This window comes from Halanaerobium sehlinense (assembly GCF_055379485.1).
Window position 1 is genome coordinate 1432351 of record NZ_AP042442.1, and the last position, 19180, is coordinate 1451530.

Consider the following 19180-nt stretch of genomic DNA (forward strand, 5'->3'; position numbering starts at 1 on the left):
TTTAACTCTTGACCTTCTCTGACCTTTTTATTATAATTATTATAGAAAGTAAATTATAAAAAATATATAAATTGAATATTTAGTCTCAAAGGAGGAGTAAAAAGATGGATATGGAAAAGTTTACACGCAAGGCACAGCAAAGTCTGGTAGAGGCACAGAATGTTGCTCAAGACTATCAGCATCAGGAAATCTTTCCTTCCCATTTATTTAAAGCTTTATTAAATCAGGATGATGGAATTGTGATTCCACTGCTGCAGAAAGCAGAAGCCAACCTAAAAGAACTTAAAGCTGAAAATGAAAAACTCTTAAAAAAACTGCCCCAGGTCTATTCTGAACAGAGTGGACAGGCCTATATGTCACATCAGCTGAATGAGATTATGCGGGAGGCAGAAAAACAGGCAGATGCCTTAGGTGATCAGTATATATCGACTGAGCATTTTCTGCTGGCTATTTTAAGAGACCGCAAGACTGAGCTTGGTAAAATGCTCTATGAGAAAAATTTAAATTATAATGATATCAAGCAGATTATTCAGGAAGTACGCGGTGGCAGCAAAATTGATTCCCAACAGGGAGAAGAAGGCTTCAACGTTTTAGAAAAATACACGATTGATATTACTGAACAGGCCAAAAATGGAAAGCTGGACCCGGTAATTGGTCGAGATAACTTGATTCGAAGAGTAATGCAGGTTTTATCCCGCCGCCGCAAAAACAATCCGGTTTTAATTGGTGAGCCGGGTGTTGGTAAAACTGCCATTGTAGAGGGGCTGGCCCAGAGAATTATTAACGGTGATGTTCCAGAAGGTTTGAAAAAGAAAAAAGTTATTTCTCTTGATATGGGTTCTTTAGTTGCTGGAACTAAATTTAGAGGTGAGTTTGAAGAGCGATTAAAGTCAGTTCTAAAAGAAATTAAAAAAGCAGAAGGTCAGATTATTCTCTTTATCGATGAGATGCATACCCTTGTTGGAGCTGGGGCTACTGAAGGCTCAATGGATGCAGCCAATCTTTTAAAACCTGCCTTAGCTCGCGGTGAACTACACTGTGTAGGTGCAACTACCTTAGCTGAATACAAAAAGCATATAGAAAAAGATGCCGCCTTAGAAAGAAGATTCCAGCCAGTTCAGGTTTCAGAGCCTGATATTGACGACACAGTTTCAATTTTAAGAGGTTTAAAAGAAAAATATGAGATTCACCACGGGATAAAAATTACCGATAATGCAATTGTAGCTGCCGCCAAGCTTTCGGACCGCTACCTGACAGAGAGATTTCTGCCGGATAAGGCAATCGACTTAATTGATGAAGCAGCTTCTAAAATTAGAATTGAAATTGACTCGATGCCGATAGAGATTGATGAGCTTGACCGCAGAGTTAGAAGGCTGGAAACTGAAAAAGAGGCCTTAAAAAATGAAGATACAGCAGAAGCCCAGGAAAGATTGTCAGAAATCGAGGAAAAACTGCAGGAATTAAAGGATAAGCGTGATCCTCTGCGCTTAAAATGGAAAAATGAAAAAGACCAGCTGGCAAAAATGCAGGAGCTTAAAGAAAAGATTGATCAGATTGAATATCGGGCCGAAGCTGCTGAGCGTGAGGCCAATTACGAGGAAGCAGCCCGCCTGCGCTATGGTGAGCTAAATGAACTGCGCAAAAAACTGGCTGAGGTCAGCCAAAAGGTAGAGGAATCACAAAAAGATGCTGATCATCTGGTTAAAGAAGAGGTAACAGAAGAAGATATTGCAGAAATTGTATCTCTCTGGACCGATATTCCACTGCAGAAGCTGATGGAAGAAGAAAAAGAAAAACTGATTCACTTAGAGGGCGAGTTAGAAAAAAGAGTTGTCGGTCAGCATGATGCAGTTAAAGCAGTCAGTAATGCAATCCGCCGCTCCAGAACTGGTCTGCAGGATGCCAATCGACCGCTTGCTTCCTTTATGTTTATGGGGCCAACCGGGGTTGGTAAAACTGAGCTTGCTAAAACACTGGCGGAATACCTCTTTGATGACGAAAGAGCGCTGACCAGAATTGACATGTCTGAGTACATGGAGCGTCATGCTGTTTCAAAATTAATCGGTTCCCCTCCCGGCTATGTCGGCTTTGAAGAAGGCGGACAGCTGACAGAAAAGGTAAGGCGCAATCCCTACTCTGTAATTCTATTTGATGAGATTGAAAAGGCTCATCCTGACGTATTCAATATCCTGCTGCAGATTTTAGACGATGGTGTTCTAACTGACAGTCAGGGTAAAGAAGTCGACTTTAGAAACACAGTTATTATCATGACTTCCAATGTCGGTTCCCAGTATATTCAGGATTTAGAAGATGAAGCAGAAATTAAAGAAGAAATTGATGAGGCCTTAAGAGGACAGTTTAGACCTGAGTTCTTAAATAGAATCGATGAAAAGATAATTTTCCACTCCTTAACTAAGGAAGATATCTTTAAAATTATCGACATTCAGATTTCTTACCTGCAGCAAAACCTCTCAGAACAGGATATAGAAATTGACTTAACTAGAGCAGCTAAAGAAGAGCTCTTAGAGCTAGGTTTTGATCCGGCCTATGGTGCCCGCCCTTTAAGAAGGGTTATCCAGAACCAGATTAAAGACGAACTGGCTATGCTCCTTTTAGAAGAAAAAATTAAAGAGGGAGATACAGTAGAAGTTGATTTTGTAGATGGAGAATTCAGATTTAAAAATTAAAACTATTAAATACTGTTAAAATAAATATTAAATTTAAGGCAGATCGGCAGCTTACCGGTCTGCTTTTTCATTTTAATGAAGGAAAAAAAATAATTACCACGAAATATATTAATTGTACATGATTTTTCTAACAAAAAATGCAAGAAATATTAAAATGTGAGGTTTTTAAATGTCTAAAAACAAGAAAAATATTCGACTTTTTATCTTTGTCACAGCCTTTTACTGGTTTTCAATGTATGCCTATATTCCAACGTTTTCTCCCTACATAGAATCACTTGGTGCATCACATAAGATGATCGGCTTAATTTTAGGTTCATATGGGTTTACACAGATGCTGATTCGAATTCCTCTTGGAATTTATTCGGACAGAATTAATAAGAAAAAGGTATTTGTCAATCTAGGAATCCTGCTCAGCTTGATCAGCACCACAGGTATGTGGTTTGCTGAAACTCCAGCTCTAATTCTAGTTTTTCGCTCTCTGGCAGGGGCCTCTGCTGCAACCTGGGTTAGTTTTACTGTCCTTTTTTCTTCTTATTTTAAAAAAGATGATACTGCCCATGCAATCGGTCTAATTAATGCTTCTAACAAGTCCGGTCAGGTAGTAGGAATGCTTTTAGGTGGAATAATTGCTCAGGGATTGGGCCAGCAGTTTCCTTTTTTACTGGCAGCAGCTGGAGCAGTAGTTGGTTTTATTTTAAGCCTCAAAGTAGATGAAAAGAAAAATATTGACCATCGAGCAATTACTTTAAAAGAGATTTTAAAAGTTGCCAGAAACAGGAGTCTCTTAACTGTTTCTTTTCTGGCGATTTTAATGATGATGATTGCACATTCGACCACCTTCGGCTTTATACCGGTAGCTGCTAAAAACCTGGGAGCAACTAGTTTCCATCTGGGTCTTTTGACCACAATCACAACTATTCCTGGGATTTTATCTTCTTATTTAAGCGGCAGCTATTTCAGCCAGCGGCTTGGTGAAAAAAATACAGTTACAATTGGATTTATTCTGCTGGCAGTTTCCTGTATTTTAGTCCCCTTTATTGATCAACTTTACTTATTATACTTCAATCAGATGCTTAATGGGTTTTCACAGGGAATGATTTTTCCTGTTTTAATGGGGCTGAGCATCAAAAATGTAGAAGCAAATAAGAGGGGAACCGCTATGGGCTTTTTCCAGGCAATTTATGGGCTTGGCATGTTTGCTGGCCCAATATTAGTTGGAACCATCAGTGATTTAGCCGGGCTTGAAATGGGCTTCTGGATGATCGGTCTGGTTGGGATACTGGGAGCAGTTTTAAGCCGCCTTTATAAGTCTGAAAAAGTATAGCAACTTAACCATAAACTTAGATAATTAAGAAAAAACCAGATAGATGAGGAAGATTATAATGAATAAAAATAGTATTTTAAAACTGTTAAAACAGGATATAAATAAAAATATAAGTATAATTGGTATAATCGAGAACTACGGTATAGAAAACTTTATTCAAACTGGGGATTCAATTTTGATTACTGTCAAAACTGACCATCTCTGGTCATATCCAACAGCTGAAAATGAACAAGAACTTAAGGCACTACTGAAAAAGTTTAAATATCAGACACTTTATTTTGCTTCTTTAGAAGAATGGATGCTCCCAGTTATTAGTCAGAATAGAGAAATCGAATGGGAGTTAAAGACTGAAAGACTAATTTTACCTAAAACTGCTGAGTTAAAGAAAAATAGAGAACTCCGGGATAAAGCAGACAGCAGTGATAAAAATGAAAATAACCTAGATGCTGAATTTAAATTAAAAAGATTAAAGGCTGATGATGCAGATTTTATCTTTGCTAACTCTCACTACCAGCAGTATACTTCAAAAGCATATATAAAAGAACGAATAGAAGCAGACTGCTCAGCTGGAATTTTTGTTGCAGGAGAACTAGCAGCCTGGGGTTTAACTCATGATGATGGGGCACTTGGTTTTATTCATGTCAGAAATAATTTCAGAAAAAAAGGATTTGGACGTCTGATTATGAAACAGCTGATTAGAGATAAGATTGCTAATAAGCAGGCTATATTTTTAAATGTTGAGCCCGATAATTTAAAGGCAAAAAAATTATTTGCTTCATTAGGATTCGAATTTGATAGGATGATCAGCTGGATTAAGTTGAAAGATAAAACTTAAAAAAGAATAATAAAATAATGGAGGAAAAAAGATGAAGGAAGAAGAAATTATTGCTAAAACAGAGGACCCTGTTACTAAAAGCTCATTAATTAATGATTTTAAGAAGCTAAATCTAAGAGGAGAAATAGTAATAGTTCATTCAACTCTCAGTAAATTAGGCTGGGTTTGTGGAGGAGCAGTAGCTTTAATTGAAGCTCTGCAGGAGGTTATTACAGAAGAAGGTACATTGATCATGCCAGCTCATAGTGGAGATTATTCTGAACCAAAATATTGGGAAAATCCAGCAGTACCTGAAACATGGCACCAAAAAATAAGAGAAGAAATGCCAGCCTACAGACCGGAAGTAACACCTACACGCGGCATAGGTTTGACTCCAGAAATTTTTCGTAAATTTCCAGGTGTCTTAAGAAGTAATCACCCCTGTCTTTCATTTTCTGCCTGGGGAAAAGAAGCGGAATCTATTACAGCTAACCACACATTAGATTATGCCCTTGGCGATAACTCACCTCTTGCCAGGATTTATGACAGAGATGGGAAAATACTCTTGATTGGAGTTGGCCATGACAGCAATACCTCTCTACATTTAGCAGAATACAGAGCAGACTATGACTTGAAAATCAAAATTTTTGGCTCTTCAATTTTGCATGAGGGACAGAAGGTCTGGACTCAATATCAAGATATTGAATTTAATGATGATCTCTTTCCTGCGATTGGAAAAGAATATGAGGCAGAAAATGATTACAGCACAACCAAAGTAGGAATGGCAGAGGCTAAATTGTTTAAACAGAAAGAAATGGTAGATTTTGCAGTTAGCTGGCTGGAAGGGAGCGGCAACTAGTTAATTAGTGATTGTTTAAGGCATATAAAAGGAGAAAATAATGAATGCATTAATTTTAAATGGAGAAGAGTTGGATGGTATTTCTTTAGAGAAGTTTTCAAAAAGTATCAGAGAAGAGTTAAAAACAAAAGATTATGAAGTTGAGGAAGTATTGTTAAAAGAGAAAAAGATTGCTGACTGTCTGGGCTGCTTTAAGTGCTGGGTAAAAACACCAGGCATCTGTATAATTGATGATTACGGCAGAAAGGCTGCAGCTAAGATAATTAATTCTGACCTATTAATTTATTTAACTCCAGTAGTTTTTGGCAGTTATTCCTATCAGCTTAAAAAGGCACTGGACAGAATGATTCCACTAATTTCTCCTTTTTTTACGAAAGTTAAGGGAGAAATTCATCACAAAAAACGCTATTCAAAGTATCCTTCACTTTTAGGAATAGGTATAATGGAAGAAAAGGATCAAAACCATAGTAAAATTTTTGAGGAGCTTGTAAAAAGAAACGGAATTAATTTTCATTCAGCTTATATAGAGGCAGAGGTTTTCAAATTAGATGCTAATTTTGATAATGAAAGGCTGAAAAAGACAGTTAGAAATATTTCAGAAAAAGTAGGTGAGCAGAGTGAGTAATTATAAAAAAGCAATTTTATTAATTGGAAGTCCTAAGGGAAAGAATAGCTCATCAGCAAGTCTAGGATCCTATCTGTTGAAGGAGATTGAAAAATATGATGTTGCAGGCGAAACAGTTCATATCCATTCTGAAATAAGTACTGAAGCTAAAACAGATTTGTTTTTAGATAAAATAAAGGGAGCAGATTTTATAATCCTTGCAGCTCCTCTATATGTAGATACTATGCCCGCAAAAGTAATTAAGACTTTGAGCTTAATTGCAGCTCAAAGGAAAAATTTGTATTTTGATGATATTAAATCTGCCAAAAATCAGAGTTTTATTGCGCTTGTTAATTGTGGTTTTCCAGAAGCTGATCAAAACGCAACTGTGCTAAAAGTATATCAGGAGTTTGCAAAGGAGGCCGGGTTTAAATACCTTGGCGGAATTGGTGTTGGAATGGGCGGAATGGTCAGTAGTAAATCTTTGGCAGAAATGGGAGCTATGGCAAAGGATTTAGTGGAAGGGCTTAAAAAGGCTGCTGAAGATATAGTTAAAAACCAAAAAATATCTGATGCAGAAGTTGAAAAGACTTCAAAACCAATGATCTCTCAGAAGTGGTTATATACTTTGGGAGGCAACTGGGGCTGGCGTTTTCAGGCTTTAAAAAATGGTGTCTATCTCAAATTGAATGATAAACCTTATTTGAAAAACGAGTCTGATAATTAAAAATAAAATTATAAAAATAAAGGAAAAATAAGCCAGATAAAGAAATATAAGAATATGGAAACCAATAAGAGATGGGAGCTTATTTATTAAATGAGGTTAAAGCTTAATAAAAGCAATAATTTAATTTGTGTGTGGTTTGATTATGACAAAACTATAATTAGAAAAATGAATTCAATTCCTGGGAGCCGTTGGAATCCAAAAAGAAAATACTGGCGCTTTGAGAATAATTACAGTAATCTGGCCCTTTTTTTAGAAATGTTTAAAAATAAATATCTTATTTTTGATTCTAAAGTTAAAGTTTTTGCTGCTCCAGAATTAATAGCAGATTACTTAAGTTTTTATTATCTCCCACAATTTAAAAAGAAGTTAAAAATAAAAGGATATTCTTCAAATACAATTAAAGCTTATCTAAACCACAACAAGTCATTTATTAAATATATTCAAAAAGATTTATTTTCAATAAAAATGGCTGATGTTAATGAATATGTATTATATTTACTGGATGAGCTTAATAATACTCATTCTTATGCTAATCAGTTTATCAGTGCTTTTAAAACTTTTAATAAATTAATTTTAGAACTTGATGGTATCAACAACAAACTTCTGCGGCCAAAAAAGAAAAAGAAGCTGCCCAAGGTATTAAATAAGAGAGAGGTTAAAGAAATTATTGCTTCTGTTGATAATTTAAAACATCAGTTAATTCTTATTTTAACCTATTCGGCTGGCCTAAGAGTTAGTGAAGTGGTAAAACTTAAAATTTCTGATCTTGATTCTGATAGAATGTTAATATATGTCCGTTCTGCAAAAGGATATAAGGATAGGTATACTCTACTATCAAAAGCTGCATTAAATAAGCTGAGGCTTTATTTAAAGGCTTTTAAGGTGCATAATTATGATGCACAATGGCTTTTCCCTGGGCAAAATAAAGATAAACACCTTTCAAAAAGGAGTGCTCAGAAGGTTTTTAAGTGTGCCTGTAAAAAAGCCGGGATAAATAAAGAGCTTGGAATTCATTCGTTGAGACATTCTTTTGCTACCCATCTGCTTGAGCAGGGAGTTGATCTGAGGTATATTCAGAATCTGTTGGGACATAAAAGTTCAACTACAACTGAGATTTATACCCATGTGAGCAATAGAAACTTAATAGAAATAACAAATCCTTTTGATCAGTTATAGATATACAGATATTAATGAAAAAATCGTCGTGAAGATCTAGCATTTTAACAAATAATGAAATTTTATTCGTAAATAAGGGAGTTAGACGAAATGCTTAGATATTAGTAATAATTTAAAGGGAGCTATTTAAATGCAAACAAAAACTCTTGAATGTAATTGTGGAACATACTTGTTTTTAATATTTGACAAATATAAAATTGATCACCAAAATAGGGAACTAATTATCGAAAATTGCCCAATTCTTAAATGCCCTAATTGCTCAAACAAGTATATTTTGAGTCGTACGAGAAAATTTCTAGTAGAACAATTTATTGAAAAATATATGAAAGAAAACAAAGATATATTAGATGCTAAAAAATTTTTTAATATAACTAATAAAGACTATATAAAAGAAGATGTTTCGTTCATATATGATCCATGGGATTATAACTTTATTCCGGGATTATATAGACCATATAATACAGGATTTTTAACTCCAGTATTTTTCAATATAGAAGTTTTATTAAAATATACTCAAGATCCCAAATATTCGTTAGAACTAGGGGCGAACACTTATGGTAATATTTATAAGAAGAATCAAGGTCATTTAATTTCATTTGGAATTAATAGAAATGGAAAAGTGATTATGTGGCTAGGAGATATTCAAAATTTAAATTCTGAAGAACAATATTATTTACGTTCGGAAAATATAGAATCTGATCATGATATAGCTTCTGAATTTTATGAGGGTCAAATTGAAGTTAAATGGGCAGAACCTTCTAATGATAAAAAATTGTTTAAAAAAAGATTAAGATTTGCTGAAAAAATTTTGAATAAATATAATATTTCTTTATCACATTTAGAACCAGAGTCTATTCAAGAAGCTAGTAAAATAGTTAGACCTCTTGTTAATACAGAAAAAGCTTTCGCAAATGTAATAATTCCCTTAAATAAAGTTTTAGTAGAATCAATTAATAGTAAAGAATTAAAAGATGACATTAAAATCATTGATCCAGAATGCGATATAGAAAATTTAGGTAGTTTAAAATTGTTTGAATTGTGGCTTGCAAAAAGGCTGGAAATACCAAATTCAAGTAAAATAGTAAGTCCTTTATTTGTTTTGTACGATTTAAGAATAGCATTTTCACATTTACAATCAAAAGAAAAGAAAGAGAATAGAATATCTTATAGCTGTAAAAGATTAGGTCTATCAAAAGGTAATGGAGATTTTATTGAAATTTATGATGTTCTTATTAATGAATTAGTAAACATGTATGATAATTTATTAACTAGTATATAACCGCACTTCGTCTAACATGTGATTGGCGTCATGCCTTTTGTCATAAAGCTTGTAATATTAAGCAGCAAGAAATATTACGGCAAGCTTTACGCCAGTTCCTAACGGAACCAGGCACGAGCGCAAATCCCAGGGACGTTATACGACATATCAATTTTAAATTATTTATAATTATTGGGAGGGATAACTTGTTAAAAAATTTAAGAATTTTTTTTAGAAGATGGATAATATTCAATATGTTAGGGCAACTAATTTTTATTGGTTTCTTTATGTTAATGTTTTATCTCCTTCTTATTTATGGTGAAAACATAGAATTATTTAGATTTAATTTTTCTCAAGAAAGTTTTCTGGATACATTGGAAATATTAATTCAAATCATTGGTTTATTAGCATCTTTTTTAGTTGGACTTTTCTTTTTTGCGTTTCAAAATATTGAGAGTTCAAGGATGAATTGGTTTTTAGCTATTAAAGATGAAACAAAAAAATTGAAAGAACTTGTTAAAAATATTCCAAAAAAATATGAATTTTTAAAACCATATTTAAGTGATATTATATATTTATTTGGAAGAAGGTTAAATGAATATCCAATTGTTAAGGATGATTGGGAGCCTTTAAATAAACTTGTTGAAGTTCTTGATGAACATAACCTTTCTTATAACAATATGTTAGAAGAATATACTTATATAAATGAAATTATAGATATTATAAATAATTTAGAAAGTTATTCTGGCGAGTTAGGAATTTTATCAATAAATATTATAACAAAAAAAGCATAATATCTAAAATTACAAAACTATTTATTTTATTAATAAACTTTATAAGTATTGATATAATTATTAGAGCTTTCAATGTAAGTTTTTTATTAAATAGATATTTTCTTTTACTTTTAATAACTTTTTGTTTTCTTTTATTTATATTTGTATGTTTCGATGTAATAACAATTGTTAACGACTATTATAGAAATATAATGACTGATATTATTGAAAAAGATTAAGTTTAATATTTTACATAATTGATACGTCGTATAACATGGGATTAGCGTCATGCCTTCTGTCATAAAGCTTGCAATATTAAGCAGCAAGAAATATTACGGCAAGCTTTACGCCAGTTCCTGACGGAACCAGGCACGAGCGCAAATCCCAGTAACGTTATGTGAAAGAAATAGGTAATTCATACAAAATTATTAAATAGTATTTGGGAGGATAATAATGCAAGAATCAATTAAAAAAAGCTTTGTCAAACTAATTAAATTTATTTTTCTAATTTTGCTTCCTATTTTAGTTGCAATACATACTTTATTGAATTATGATTTTAAAAAAATCATAATTCAATATTCTTCAACCTCATATATATTTATCATATTTTTAATTTTAATAAATTATTTTATTTTCTTAATTTATGAGTTGAAAATCAAAATAGATAGATTAAATGCTGAAATCATTGAATTAAAAAAGACTGATGAATTATTTGAACATGATATTAAATTATTTAATAAATCAAAAAATATATTGAATGAAGATAAATTGATTTACTTTATTGATAAATTAGAGAGAGATCATTCTTATTTCAAAATTGAATTTGGAGATATTTTAAAATTTATAAAATTTCATAGTAAAGAAAGTAATAAATATTTATCTACTGAAATTAATAATAAATGTAATAATTTAGTTGAATCCTTAAATAATTTGAGTGGCTTTTTATCTACAAATTTTTTTGAATATCCTCAAAGAGCATTAGATAAGGAAGTCCAATATTGTTTGCAACCTGATTTAAACATAGATAGAAAAGGAAGTGGAACAACACAAGAAATGAAAGAATACTCAAAATATAAAAACCAGCTATATGATTTATCAGAAAAAGTTTCTAATAACTATAAAGAATTTAGAAAAGCTATTAAAAACAAATTATATATATAATTTGTTTTTCTATTTCCATCACATAACATGTGATTGGCGTCATGCCTTCTGTCATAAAGCTTGCAGGTTAACCAATCACGGATATAAAAAAGCAAGCTTTACGCCAGTTCCTAACGGAATCAGGCACGAGCGAAAATCCCAGTAACGTTATGTGAAATTGGACAAAAAGAGATTTTTGGAGGGATAATATGAAAAAAGAAGATTCAACAAAAGATAAATATATGTACATAGATGAAAAAATTAAGAATAGAGAGAGTTGGTTTAAAATTGCAGTCGTTGGCTTTATTATATTAGTAATCAGTTGGAAAATATTACAGTCTTCAATAAAAATCAGTAACTTTGATTTTAATGAATTATTAACACTAATTTTGGCAATATTTTCTATATCATTATCTATAGTTTTTTACTTTAAAGCTACTGAAACTAGTAATAATTTTTATGATAATTCTTATCAGTTTACGAAAGAAATCTCTGAAGTACTTGGAAGAATAGAAGCAGGATTTGGTGAAAGGCTTAGACATTTAGATGAAGGATATTCTGATTTAAGAGAAAAAGTTCATTATTCAGGTTTAAGTCGAGAAGAAACTGAGAAAGAGATAGACAATGAAGAAGAAAATCTTAGCAAGGCTGAAAAAGAAAGAAACCAACTCATTGAAGAAATTATAGAAAAAGCAGAAATGCAAGATCAAGAAAAACAGGCATTTATTGAAAAGTTAAAAGATAAAGAAAATGAGATAGATGAATTAAAAGAAGAAATTCGAGAACTGAAAGATGATAAATATACCCAAAAAAGATATAATATTATTGAAGAAATCCCTGAATATTTAAAGAAGTTTTTATTAAATGAGGTTATTCCAAATATTAGAAACGGAAGATTAAATGATGTTCCTGCATCTTACATTAAGAATAAATTTAATTATATGAAAAAGCATTATGATTATACACTTTTAAAGAAATTAAGATACCATGGTATTTTAGATAAAGATTATGATTTAACTTTGAAGGGGATATCTATATTAAAATATTATGCTAATACCAAAATAGTTAAAAAACCGCCCAACTTCACATAACATGGGATTGGCGTCATGCCTTCTGTCATAAAGCTTGCAATATTATGCAGCAAGAAATATTAAAGCAAGCTTTACGCCAGTTCCTGACGGAACCAGTCACGAGCGCAAATCCCAGGGACGTTATGTGACATTAGGCTAACTAGGTTTTCTTTGGCTTAGAAGTATCGAGATGTACTTTTAAAACCCTCTTAGATAGTTTAAAATCATTAATAATTAAATTTATGATTTTAAATCTAATGTTTAAGAAAAAAATAATTTACAGTTAAATCGCTTATGAAATGTCTCAGGTGTAAAGTCTTAATGAGCGAAAAGTGTAAAAAGTTATTGAGCATAAAAATATTTTTACTAAATCTTAATGAAGTAACTTTCGTGAAGATAGTAAAAGTAAAGTATCAATGATAAGCACTGCAGCAGATAGTATTAATTTAATAAAAGAGAAGAGATCTTAATTAATAATAAAAATATTTTTGATTAATCTTTAATGTAAATTTTTAATAAACTGAAAATATAAAAGCCTTATTGTCTATTATAAAAATTTAGTAAATCTATATGAAGTAAGTTTCGGGAAGATCTAGAATTTTAAGTATCAATGAGAAGTATAGCAGCAATAATAAATAATAAAAAAAGTAAAGATTTTTACGCCTAACAGTCACATTCGTGACATTAGGCTGGGTCAATTATCTTTATCTCTTAGAAGTTCCGAGATGGATTTATAAAATGTTCGTAACTAATAAAGAAATAATTAAACCTGCAATTTTGCAGGTATTTTTTGCTATTAAAAGAATTATATTATTAATGTTATAGTTTTATAGAAATAATTATTAAGAGAAGAGATCGTTATAAAATAGTTTTAAGCTAATATAAAATTTAAAGCAGCAACGATAAGTATTAAAACAAAAAATCAGAAAAGAATAAACGTTAGGCGAGAATACTTATAACCGCCTAACAGTCACATAACATGGGATTGGCGTCATGCCTTCTGTCATAAAGCTTGCAGGCTAACCAATAATGGATATGTAAAAGCAAGCTTTACGCCAGTTCCTAACGGAATCAGGCACGAGCGCAAATCCCAGGGACGTTATGTGACATTAGGCTAACTTAGTTTTTTTATCTTAACAGTAGCAAGATGGATTTATAAAATCCTCTTAGATAATACAAAAGCATTATAATTAAATCTAATGGTTAAGATCAAAATAATTTACAGATAAACCGCTTATAAAACGTCTCAGATGTAAAGTCTTAATGATCGAAAAGTGTAAAAAGTTATTGAGCATTAAAAAAGATTTTTAGTAAATCTTAATGAAGTAAGTTTCATGAAGATAAAAAAATCAAAGTATCAATGATAAGTACTGCAGCAAATAGTAATAATTTAATAAAAGAAAAGAGATCTTAATTAATAAGAAAATTATCCGCCTAACAGTCACATTCGTGACATTAGGCTAAGTCAGTATCCTTAGGCATTGAAATAACGAGATGGATTGACAAGATGCGCTTTAGAAAATCAAAAAAAGAGAAATAATAATTAAACCTGCACTTTTGCAGGTATTTTTTTCTATTACAAGAAGTATATTAATAATAAATTGATTTTGTAATAAAAAGTACTAATAAAATCTTTTGCTTAAATCTTTATGAAATAAAGTTCGTGAAGATATCAAAAAGTAATAATAAATAATTAAATATCGTGCCACAAAGAAATAATTTTATTTAAAGACCATAGAGAAGAAAAGAAGCTGGGGTGAGCAATTTATTATAGATCGCCGCCTAACAGTCACATAACATGGGATTGGCGTCATGCCTTCTGTCATAAAGCTTGCAGGTTAACCAATAACGGATACGAAAAAGCAAGCTTTACGCCAGTTCCTAACGGAATCAGGCACGAGCGCAAATCCCAGTAACGTTATGTGACATATCATAAAACCAAATAACCTCTTTTTTATTTTCATAAATTAAAAATATGAAAATAATTGCAATATAAAACGAATTATATTATAATAAAATGTATAAAATGAAAATAAAAGAGAGGATGATTTAAATGAAACCTTTTAAACCATTTGAATTACCAATAGAAGAACAAATTAATCCTATGGAATTTTATAATGAACTAATTAATGCAAGTACAAATGTGGGGAAATATCAGGTTATGTTAAAAAAATCTAAAGTTAATGAGTATTTTCTTATTACTCCCTTTAGTTTACAGGAAGCTGTACAGTCCAGCAAAATTGAAGGTACACAAGTAACTTTTGATGAAGTTTTAGAATTTGATATTGATAAAAATGAAAAAAACAATGATGCTCAGGAAGTTTTGAATTATTATGATGCATTAAACTATGGTGAGAGTGCTTTAGAAAAATATCCTATATCAACACGTCTCTTCAAAAAATTACATGAAATTTTAATGAGTAATGGTGTTCTAGGTCAAAATAGAGCTCCTGGAGAATATCGTTCTATTCAAAATTTCATAGGCCCGGAAGGATGTACTTTAGAAACAGCTACTTTTGTTCCACCCCAGCCCCAATTAGTGGATTCCTATATGTCTGACCTAGAAAATTATATTAATAACCCCAATGACAATCTGCAATCTTTAGTTAGGATAGCAATAATACATGCTCAATTTGAAACTATCCATCCGTTTTTAGATGGTAATGGTAGAATTGGACGTATATTAATTCCATTATATTTATATGATGTAAATCTCATAAACTCTCCCAATTTATTTATCAGTGAAGTATTAGAAAAAGATAAACATAAATACTATAGATTGCTAAATGGAACAAGAAAAGAGGGTAATGGTTGGAATGAATGGATTAAATTCTTCCTGCAAAGCGTAAATAAACAAGTGCTCAAAAATATTGATCTAATTGAAGAAATTGATAATCTATATGAAAGAGATTTAGAAAATGCAATGAATTTAATAAATAGTACTAATGTAGTAGACCTAATTAAAGCAATGTTTCAAAAGCCAATATTTAATGTGAAAACAATAAGTTCCTTAACAGGAATACATGATTCTACATGTAGAAGATATCTTTCCACTCTTGAAGAGGAGAAGGTAATATTTTCAGATAATAAAATGAGAAATAGAAAATATTATTACTATAATTTACTCGATTTATTAAGATAAAAACCATGATACGTCACATAACATGGGATTGGCATCATGCCTTCTGTCATAAAGCTTGCAATTTAACTAATAACGGATATGAAAAAGCAAGCTTTACGCCAGTTCCTACGGAAACAGGCACGAGCGCAAATCCCAGGAACGTTATGTGACATATCATAAACCAAATCATCTCTTTCTTTATTTTCATAAAATATAAATTTGAAAATAATTGCAATATAAAACGAATTATATTATAATAAAATGTATAAAATGAAAATAAAAGAGAGGATGATTTAAATGAAACCTTTTAAACCATTTGAATTACCAATAGAAGAACAAATTAATCCAATGGAATTTTATAATGAACTAATTAATGCAAGTACAAATGTGGGGAAATATCAGGTTATGTTAAAAAAATCTAAAGTTAATGAGTATTTTCTTATTACTCCCTTTAGTTTACAGGAAGCTGTACAGTCCAGCAAAATTGAAGGTACACAAGTAACTTTTGATGAAGTTTTAGAATTTGATATTGATAAAAATGAAAAAAACAATGATGCTCAGGAAGTTTTGAATTATTATGATGCATTAAACTATGGTGAGAGTGCTTTAGAAAAATATCCTATATCAACACGTCTCTTCAAAAAATTACATGAAATTTTAATGAGTAATGGTGTTCTAGGTCAAAATAGAGCTCCTGGAGAATATCGTTCTATTCAAAATTTCATAGGCCCGGAAGGATGTACTTTAGAAACAGCTACTTTTGTTCCACCCCAGCCCCAATTAGTGGATTCCTATATGTCTGACCTAGAAAATTATATTAATAACCCCAATGACAATCTGCAATCTTTAGTTAGGATAGCAATAATACATGCTCAATTTGAAACTATCCATCCGTTTTTAGATGGTAATGGTAGAATTGGACGTATATTAATTCCATTATATTTATATGATGTAAATCTCATAAACTCTCCCAATTTATTTATCAGTGAAGTATTAGAAAAAGATAAACATAAATACTATAGATTGCTAAATGGAACAAGAAAAGAGGGTAATGGTTGGAATGAATGGATTAAATTCTTCCTGCAAAGCGTAAATAAACAAGTGCTCAAAAATATTGATCTAATTGAAGAAATTGATAATCTATATGAAAGAGATTTAGAAAATGCAATGAATTTAATAAATAGTACTAATGTAGTAGACCTAATTAAAGCAATGTTTCAAAAGCCAATATTTAATGTGAAAACAATAAGTTCCTTAACAGGAATACATGATTCTACATGTAGAAGATATCTTTCCACTCTTGAAGAGGAGAAGGTAATATTTTCAGATAATAAAATGAGAAATAGAAAATATTATTACTATAATTTACTCGATTTATTAAGATAAAAACCATGATACGTCACATAACATGGGATTGGCATCATGCCTTCTGTCATAAAGCTTGCAATTTAACTAATAACGGATATGAAAAAGCAAGCTTTACGCCAGTTCCTACGGAAACAGGCACGAGCGCAAATCCCAGGAACGTTATGTGACATATCATAAACCAAATCATCTCTTTCTTTATTTTCATAAAATATAAATTTGAAAATAATTGCAATATAAAACGAATTATATTATAATAAAATGTATAAAATGAAAATAAAAGAGAGGATGATTTAAATGAAACCTTTTAAACCATTTGAATTACCAATAGAAGAACAAATTAATCCAATGGAATTTTATAATGAACTAATTAATGCAAGTACAAATGTGGGGAAATATCAGGTTATGTTAAAAAAATCTAAAGTTAATGAGTATTTTCTTATTACTCCCTTTAGTTTACAGGAAGCTGTACAGTCCAGCAAAATTGAAGGTACACAAGTAACTTTTGATGAAGTTTTAGAATTTGATATTGATAAAAATGAAAAAAACAATGATGCTCAGGAAGTTTTGAATTATTATGATGCATTAAACTATGGTGAGAGTGCTTTAGAAAAATATCCTATATCAACACGTCTCTTCAAAAAATTACATGAAATTTTAATGAGTAATGGTGTTCTAGGTCAAAATAGAGCTCCTGGAGAATATCGTTCTATTCAAAATTTCATAGGCCCGGAAGGATGTACTTTAGAAACAGCTACTTTTGTTCCACCCCAGCCCCAATTAGTGGATTCCTATATGTCTGACCTAGAAAATTATATTAATAACCCCAATGACAATCTGCAATCTTTAGTTAGGATAGCAATAATACATGCTCAATTTGAAACTATCCATCCGTTTTTAGATGGTAATGGTAGAATTGGACGTATATTAATTCCATTATATTTATATGATGTAAATCTCATAAACTCTCCCAATTTATTTATCAGTGAAGTATTAGAAAAAGATAAACATAAATACTATAGATTGCTAAATGGAACAAGAAAAGAGGGTAATGGTTGGAATGAATGGATTAAATTCTTCCTGCAAAGCGTAAATAAACAAGTGCTCAAAAATATTGATCTAATTGAAGAAATTGATAATCTATATGAAAGAGATTTAGAAAATGCAATGAATTTAATAAATAGTACTAATGTAGTAGACCTAATTAAAGCAATGTTTCAAAAGCCAATATTTAATGTGAAAACAATAAGTTCCTTAACAGGAATACATGATTCTACATGTAGAAGATATCTTTCCACTCTTGAAGAGGAGAAGGTAATATTTTCAGATAATAAAATGAGAAATAGAAAATATTATTACTATAATTTACTAGATTTATTAAGATAAAAACCATGATACGTCACATAACATGGGATTGGCGCTATAATTTTTGTCATAACTAGGCACGAGCATAAATCTTAGTAACGCTATACGAAAGAGATAGTTTACAAATTTTTTCAAATTATATATATCAAGGGGGTAAAAATAATGAAAAAAGATAAAGAGGTAGAAAAAGGAATTTTAAAAAAACAACGTCAACATTGGGAAAATAAATTTAGTCACAAATCTGATATGTTTGGGATAGAAGCAAGTGTTGCTGCTCAAAAAGCAGCAAAGAAATTTAAGAAGGAAGGAAAGAATAAGATCCTTGAACTTGGTGGGGGCCAGGGGAGAGATACAATTTTCTTTGCTCAAAATGGTTTTGAAGTTTATGTATTAGATTATTGTGAAAGTGGAGTTGAGGCTATTAACAAAAAAGCAGAGAAAATGAATTTATCAGACTCAATTAACGTAAAATGTCATGATGTCAGAGAGCCGCTTCCTTTTTCAGATGAAGTATTCGATGCTTGTTTTTCTCATATGTTATATTGTATGGCTTTTACAACTTCTGAATTGGAATTTATTTCAGATGAAATAAATCGAACATTAAAAACAAATGGATTGAATATATATACAGCTAGAAATACAAATGATGCTGATTATGGTACAGGAATTCATCGCGGAGAAGATATGTATGAAGTAGGTGGATTTATTGTTCACTTCTTTAGTAAGGAAAAAATAAAACATTTAACAAAAGGATTTAAGATAGTTGATATTAATGAATTTGAAGAGGGAGGACTTCCTAGAAAACTATTCCAAGTAACACTCAAAAAAATTGACGATCACTAATCACTGATATTAAAAAGATTTATTACAATGAAGATAATTATGCAGGGGGAAAGC

General features: G+C 31.1%; 15 protein-coding genes. All 15 read left to right on the top strand.

Annotation, left to right across the window (positions count from 1 at the left end; genetic code table 11):
- Positions 1-104: 104 nt before the first annotated feature.
- The 15 genes from clpB (at position 105) to ACZ446_RS06915 (ending at position 19126) form a co-directional block, all read left to right on the top strand.
- Positions 105-2687: an ATP-dependent chaperone ClpB gene (clpB, locus tag ACZ446_RS06845; protein ID WP_464391845.1), complete on the top strand. Its 2583-nt coding sequence runs from the start codon at positions 105-107 to the stop codon at positions 2685-2687.
- A 169-nt stretch (positions 2688-2856) separates the two neighbouring features.
- On the top strand, positions 2857-4011 hold the full coding sequence (locus ACZ446_RS06850; protein ID WP_464391846.1) for an MFS transporter: 1155 nt from the start codon (positions 2857-2859) through the stop codon (positions 4009-4011).
- 58 nt (positions 4012-4069) lie between these two features.
- Positions 4070-4846, top strand: coding sequence for a GNAT family N-acetyltransferase (locus ACZ446_RS06855; RefSeq protein ID WP_464391847.1), 777 nt, complete (start codon positions 4070-4072; stop codon positions 4844-4846).
- 31 nt (positions 4847-4877) lie between these two features.
- Complete coding sequence (locus ACZ446_RS06860; RefSeq protein ID WP_464391848.1) at positions 4878-5684, top strand: AAC(3) family N-acetyltransferase; 807 nt, start codon at positions 4878-4880, stop codon at positions 5682-5684.
- Between the two features lie 40 nt (positions 5685-5724).
- The gene (locus tag ACZ446_RS06865) at positions 5725-6309 is read left to right on the top strand and encodes a flavodoxin family protein (RefSeq protein ID WP_464391849.1); all 585 of its coding nucleotides are present in this window, start codon (positions 5725-5727) and stop codon (positions 6307-6309) included.
- The gene (locus ACZ446_RS06870; protein ID WP_464391850.1) at positions 6302-7015 is read left to right on the top strand and encodes an NAD(P)H-dependent oxidoreductase; all 714 of its coding nucleotides are present in this window, start codon (positions 6302-6304) and stop codon (positions 7013-7015) included. The genes ACZ446_RS06865 and ACZ446_RS06870 overlap by 8 nt, the downstream gene beginning before the upstream one ends.
- 90 nt (positions 7016-7105) lie before the next feature.
- On the top strand, positions 7106-8191 hold the full coding sequence (gene xerA / locus ACZ446_RS06875; RefSeq protein WP_464391851.1) for a site-specific tyrosine recombinase/integron integrase: 1086 nt from the start codon (positions 7106-7108) through the stop codon (positions 8189-8191).
- A gap of 130 nt (positions 8192-8321) precedes the next feature.
- Positions 8322-9470, top strand: coding sequence for a hypothetical protein (locus ACZ446_RS06880; RefSeq protein WP_464391852.1), 1149 nt, complete (start codon positions 8322-8324; stop codon positions 9468-9470).
- Between the two features lie 185 nt (positions 9471-9655).
- Complete coding sequence (locus tag ACZ446_RS06885; RefSeq protein WP_464391853.1) at positions 9656-10243, top strand: hypothetical protein; 588 nt, start codon at positions 9656-9658, stop codon at positions 10241-10243.
- 432 nt (positions 10244-10675) lie between these two features.
- Positions 10676-11383, top strand: a complete 708-nt coding sequence (locus ACZ446_RS06890; protein ID WP_464391854.1) for a hypothetical protein — start codon at positions 10676-10678, stop codon at positions 11381-11383.
- Positions 11384-11571: 188 nt separating this feature from the next.
- Positions 11572-12453 (top strand): hypothetical protein, encoded by an 882-nt coding sequence (locus ACZ446_RS06895; RefSeq protein ID WP_464391855.1) that lies wholly within the window; start codon positions 11572-11574, stop codon positions 12451-12453.
- 2032 nt (positions 12454-14485) lie between these two features.
- Positions 14486-15574 (top strand): Fic family protein, encoded by a 1089-nt coding sequence (locus ACZ446_RS06900; RefSeq protein ID WP_464391856.1) that lies wholly within the window; start codon positions 14486-14488, stop codon positions 15572-15574.
- 276 nt (positions 15575-15850) lie between these two features.
- Positions 15851-16939 carry a Fic family protein gene (locus ACZ446_RS06905; protein ID WP_464391856.1) on the top strand — a complete coding sequence of 363 codons (1089 nt, stop codon included), beginning with the start codon at positions 15851-15853 and terminating at the stop codon, positions 16937-16939.
- 276 nt (positions 16940-17215) lie between these two features.
- Entirely contained in the window at positions 17216-18304 is a 1089-nt protein-coding gene (locus ACZ446_RS06910) for a Fic family protein (RefSeq protein WP_464391856.1), read from the top strand.
- Positions 18305-18445: 141 nt separating this feature from the next.
- On the top strand, positions 18446-19126 hold the full coding sequence (locus ACZ446_RS06915; RefSeq protein ID WP_464391857.1) for a class I SAM-dependent methyltransferase: 681 nt from the start codon (positions 18446-18448) through the stop codon (positions 19124-19126).
- Positions 19127-19180 lie beyond the last annotated feature (54 nt).